At 45.1% G+C, this 4928-nt stretch carries 4 protein-coding genes and 2 pseudogenes; 3 read left to right on the top strand and 3 right to left on the bottom strand.

Annotated features, from left to right (window positions below; genetic code table 11):
• Both ycf46 and PX636_RS12680 read left to right on the top strand, forming a co-directional pair.
• Positions 1-788: pseudogene (gene ycf46, locus PX636_RS12685) on the top strand (stress-responsive protein Ycf46); the annotation flags it as partial.
• Positions 789-922: 134 nt separating this feature from the next.
• Positions 923-1276 carry a DUF1257 domain-containing protein gene (locus tag PX636_RS12680; RefSeq protein ID WP_002731874.1) on the top strand — a complete coding sequence of 118 codons (354 nt, stop codon included), beginning with the start codon at positions 923-925 and terminating at the stop codon, positions 1274-1276.
• 59 nt (positions 1277-1335) lie between these two features.
• On the opposite strand, the gene lysS is transcribed toward PX636_RS12680, so the two are convergent.
• Positions 1336-2943, bottom strand: coding sequence for a lysine--tRNA ligase (gene lysS / locus PX636_RS12675; RefSeq protein ID WP_288117456.1), 1608 nt, complete (start codon positions 2941-2943; stop codon positions 1336-1338).
• A gap of 220 nt (positions 2944-3163) precedes the next feature.
• On the opposite strand from lysS, the gene PX636_RS12670 reads away from it, so the two are divergent.
• Positions 3164-3820, top strand: a complete 657-nt coding sequence (locus tag PX636_RS12670) for a class I SAM-dependent methyltransferase (RefSeq protein ID WP_002756909.1) — start codon at positions 3164-3166, stop codon at positions 3818-3820.
• 118 nt (positions 3821-3938) lie between these two features.
• Here the strand turns inward: PX636_RS12670 and PX636_RS12665 are convergent.
• A pseudogene (locus PX636_RS12665) lies at positions 3939-4214 on the bottom strand (ParE family toxin-like protein).
• Positions 4211-4438 (bottom strand): hypothetical protein, encoded by a 228-nt coding sequence (locus PX636_RS12660; RefSeq protein WP_004162441.1) that lies wholly within the window; start codon positions 4436-4438, stop codon positions 4211-4213. Before PX636_RS12660 ends, PX636_RS12665 begins: the two are co-directional and overlap by 4 nt.
• Positions 4439-4928 lie beyond the last annotated feature (490 nt).

The raw sequence follows: 4928 nt of genomic DNA, 5'->3' as shown, positions 1-4928 counted from the left end.
AACAGCGATCGAACGCCTTTACAGAAAGAGCCAGAGGTTACGGACTCCCCCAACCGAAAGGGATGCTAATTTTAGGAGTGCCGGGCTGTGGTAAGTCCTTAATCGCTAAAACCACCTCGCGCCTCTGGGGTTTACCGCTCCTGCGCTTAGAGATGGGACGGGTTTACGATGGTTCCAGGGTGGGACGGTCCGAGGCTAACCTGCGTAATGCCCTAAAAACTGCTGAATCCATCTCTCCGGCCATTCTTTTCATCGATGAATTAGATAAAGCTTTTGCCGGTGGCACAGGATCCGCCGATTCCGATGGGGGAACCTCTAGCCGCATCTTCGGCTCCTTCCTGACTTGGATGCAGGAAAAAACCTCACCCGTCTTCGTCATGGCCACAGCTAACCGGATTGAACGGCTACCCGGGGAATTTCTCCGCAAGGGGCGCTTCGATGAAATCTTCTTTGTCGATTTGCCCAATTCCGAAGAAAGACAAGATATCTTTAATATTCACCTGACTAAACGACGCTCCGACATTTCTCGCTTCGATTTGGAGCAGTTAGCCAAGGTATCCGATGGGTTTTCCGGTGCGGAAATAGAACAGGCGCTGATTGCCGCCATGTATGAGGCCTTCGCCCAAGATCGCGAATTCACGCAATTAGACATTATTGCGGCGATTAAGGCGACTCTGCCCCTATCTCGCACCATGACCGAACAGGTAACTGCCCTGCGTGATTGGGCCAGACAACGCGCCCGACCTGCTTCGGCCTCCGTCGCTGAGTACCAGCGATTGGAGTTCTAACAGACTTTCGCCCGCTCCCAACGGGATGAAAGGCTAGTTCTCAGGGACTAGCAATGCCTCGAAAAGCCGCTTGGCGGCACTCTTTAACTCTCAATCTGTTGTTGTTGATTCTTATCTACAAAGAGGAAATTCCAATGTCTCATTTTAGCACTCTCCGGACCAAAATCACCGATGCCGAAATCCTCAAAGCTTCTCTCCGCGACCTCGGTATTAGCGTAAAAACCGAAGCTGATGTTCGTGGTTACAACGGTCAACGGGTTCGCTCCGACATCGTTGCTGTTCTCGATGGCGAATATGATCTCGGTTGGTCCCGCAATACCGACGGCAGTTTCGATTTAATCGCTGACCTCTGGGGTGTGGCCAAAAAACACAATCAAACCGAATTGATCAACTCGATCAACCAAAAATACGCTGTGAACAAAACCCTATCCGAAGTGAAACAGCGCGGTCTGCAAAACGCTAACGTTAAGCTAGTCGTTCAAAGCTAAGATTTACAGCGCGTTCCCAAGCCTAGGGGTTGACCAGTTCGGTTAACCCTTTTTTCTGTCTATTCAGAAATAAGAGCAAGCTGAGATTCATTTATTTGCACAACATCTTGAAGACGAGTAATCACAAAATCCCGCTCTAAATATGACAGCAAAGCTCCAGCTTTTGGCCCACGCTCTTTACCTAAGAACGATAAATAAACAGCTTTAAATGCAAGGGGTTGCTGCATTTCTAACTCTTTTGCTGTTGCAAATAAAGTTGTTTGCAATTCGTCAGCTTCCCAAACCTTAACATCTGTCAAGCTATGAGTTAGCTGTCTGAGATAAGCAACCTGCTCTTGAGTCAAGTCCCTAACTTTCTCAGGAACCCTGTCAAGATAAAGAACCAATTTCTCTTCTTCGTCAGCATAGTCCGCCAACCATTTTTGGGCAACTGAAATCCTTTGATTGGCAATTTGCCAATCATATTCGCTTAAAGGCTGAGTACTACGTTTTTCAATCTCTTGACGAATATCGAGGTGAGGCACTTGCAGTAAAGAAATCAGCGTGCTGAGATCAACAGGATGGTAAGGCTTAATTGCTCCATCAAGTTGAGAGTAAAACAATGGCATTAACTCTTCAGGCAAAGCAGATTCTTGCTGGGCATCTGCTGATAAAGCTTGATACTTATCAGCTAGAGAATCGTAGTCTCTAAATAGCCTGGTTGTCGTTTCATAATTGGGCGCAAAGTTAATAACCGTCTTAGGCTGAGTTCGTAGCATTAAAAATCGAAGTAGCTCAGGAGGAAGTAACTCAGCGATTTCTTTGGCGCTTGAACCAACCCCCTTTGATGAACTCATCTTCGTGCCATTGACCAAAATGAATTCGTAGGGTGAATGGAAAGGTGGCTGTTTTCGTAGCACTTTTCGACAAATTGCATTCGCAACATCTCTAGATCCTCCTTTCTGGGAGTGATCTTTACCCGCAAGCTCAATGGTGATTCCCAATAGATCCCACTTTGCCACCCACTCAACTTTCCAAGGTAATTTACCATTGCCATCAAAAGGAGAAACCCAGCCTGAATGACCACAACCTTGAACCCAATCCGTTGCATCAGGTTTGCAAGTGTAGAAAACTTCTGACCCGTTATAATCTGACACAACCGTTGTTGCAATCTTGCCGCAATTTTCACAAGCGATCTGAAAGGGATACCAGTTATCTGGCCGACGCGCTTTGCTTACCTCTAGATAGGCTTCTCTGACCAAATGAGCGTTTTTGAGGAAGGTATCAATGTAGGAATTCAAGCGACCTGAGCGGTATAGATCACGCAAGTAGTAAACCTCTGGTCTAACCCCCAAATGCTCGAAAACCTCTAGAAACTCCCCCATGAAGTACTTTGCATAATCGCTGGCACTATTGTCCGGTGAAGGGACATTGCAAAGGGGAAACCCTAAGTAAGGTGCAAACTTCTCTCGATCGAGATAATGGGGAACAGTATCAAGTGCATCATAATCATCAACACCATAGAGGAATTTCGATGATTTACCACCATGTTTCAAGGCTCGATCAATCACATCATGGATCACAACCCCTCTCAACGATCCAACATGAACTCTTCCAGACGGTGTTTTTGAATCGTTGACAACTTGGTTTATTTGTGCATCCGCAGCAATTTTGTCGGCCCAAAACATGAATTAACCTTATGTATCTACAGTCTTTACATTTTACATTCTAAGGGAATATCCAACACTTGACATACTCAGTTATCTGGAGTAGGTCGAGATGAGGTGTAAATCTTTGGCCTGGGTTCAGGGTATCGTCTTCTTTGTGCCATCTAACTTTGACCAGTTCGGTTAACCCTTTTTTCTGTCTCTGGGCTATGTTAAGAATAGTAAAATTAACTTGACAAAAATGCTCCGACCTGAAGAAAGAACTAAACTCGATCCGACCAAAGACAGCGATTTTTATGCTTTTCCCCGCTTCGTCACCCACGTGGATGAGGGTTTTATCGATCGATTAACCGCTCTCTACCGAGAGATCTTATCGCCGAATACGCGTATTTTAGACCTGATGAGCAGCTGGGTGTCCCATTTACCGGAGGAGATGGAATTTGAGCATATCGAAGGTCACGGGATGAATGGGGAGGAGTTAGCCAAAAATCCCCGCTTGCATAGTTATTTTGTCCAGGACCTGAATGCACAGCCAAAATTGCCCCTAGGGGATAGTTCTTTTGATGCGGTGTTAATCACGGTGTCGGTGCAGTATTTGCAGTATCCAGAGGCGATTTTTGCGGAACTGTATCGCATTTTAAAGCCTAATGGTCTGGTGGTGGTTAGTTTTTCCAATCGGATGTTTTACCAAAAAGCGATCGCTGCTTGGCGCGATAATAGCGATTTAGGCCGGGTAGCGTTAGTGAAATCCTATTTTAAATCGGTGGCGGGATTTAGGGAAGTACAGGCGATCGTTCGTCCTGCTACTACCCCCAGTTTCCTGCAAATGTTAGGAATTATGGTTGCTGATCCCTTCTATGCAGTGATAGGAAAAAAAGAATCCTCTCTAGGATTATAGTCATCGTTAACAATCAGAGGGTGTAGGTCTAACGTTGCCCATCACCCGCCGCCAATGACTTGGGATGATTTAGATAACTTTAGCATAAGGTCGGGTGCAGTGATTTGTTAGATCGCTTCTAATTCTTACCTAGAATCTTGTCATACTCGGAGTGCGATCCAACCCAGAACCAAACTATCTTTTCTTCCTCTGAATTCTTAATCCCTAATGCTCGCCATCCAATGCCGACTCTGACTGACCAGATTTTTTCTCTTGGTTTCACCTCTTTGAACTCTAGGCTGGGGTGAAATGGATTTTCTTTCCAAATCTGGTAATTTTTCTTGGCTGTTTCTTATACCCTTTGCGGCAAACTTAGAAAAAGTTGACGAAACCTCTTGGTTCTGGATGACTTCATTCTTCCCCAAAGCCTTTATCTTCTGTTCTCCCCGCTTGTTCTTCTATCAGAGCTTCCTGTGCCATTGTTATTAAAGCTCCCAATTCCAGATCCTCGTTGGAAAGGCTTTTCTGCCATTTTAATTCACCTTCAATATCTTCCAGCAATTGTTGAGCAAGTTCATCTTGAAGATGCTCTGGCAGTTTCTGGATTTCTGTGAATGCTTTTTGCAATAGAGTAGTCATGTTTTGTTCATGTTTTACGCGTATTGGACTATTTTACTACTTTTTCTACTCTCTATTAATTATCCAGAAACTTTCCGAATAAGGAGAGCAAGGATATGCCGAAAGTTTCTGCAGATCACCCCGTTTTGTGGATTCCTGACAATCAGCCGAAATAACATCAGCTTTTCCCCAAGATTTCAGCACCAATTGTTCAATCTGACTGCACTTCGTAACAAAAATTTACAACTCCATCATAACCGATCGCACTCCCGTCCGTCGCTGTGCCTAGACGTTTTTAGATTATTATCATTTACTTTAATCAATGAGCATGGTGCGTTCCCCAAAATTGATCGCTGCAGCGGTAGGACTTGCATGAGGGAACACACCCTACCAGATCTGCACTGAGTTCCGTTGTTGCCTTGTTAGGATTAGGAGGATTAGGGTTAGTCTCTAGCCTGACCAAGCGAAAATAGAAATAGTAGGGTGAGCATTGCCCACCTTACCGCTTTTT

It is taken from the genome of Microcystis sp. M53598_WE2, from assembly GCF_030067735.1.
In the GTDB taxonomy this organism is placed as follows: domain Bacteria; phylum Cyanobacteriota; class Cyanobacteriia; order Cyanobacteriales; family Microcystaceae; genus Microcystis; species Microcystis aeruginosa.
This window is presented reverse-complemented; position numbering and strand designations above follow the sequence as displayed.

Excerpts from the sequence above, each read along its gene's own strand:
- PX636_RS12680 (WP_002731874.1), top strand. The coding sequence starts at position 923 with ATGTCTCATTTTAGCACTCTCCGGACCAAAATCACCGATGCCGAAATC.
- lysS (WP_288117456.1), bottom strand. The coding sequence starts at position 2,943 with ATGTTTTGGGCCGACAAAATTGCTGCGGATGCACAAATAAACCAAGTT.
- PX636_RS12670 (WP_002756909.1), top strand. The coding sequence starts at position 3,164 with ATGCTCCGACCTGAAGAAAGAACTAAACTCGATCCGACCAAAGACAGC.
- PX636_RS12660 (WP_004162441.1), bottom strand. The coding sequence starts at position 4,438 with ATGACTACTCTATTGCAAAAAGCATTCACAGAAATCCAGAAACTGCCA.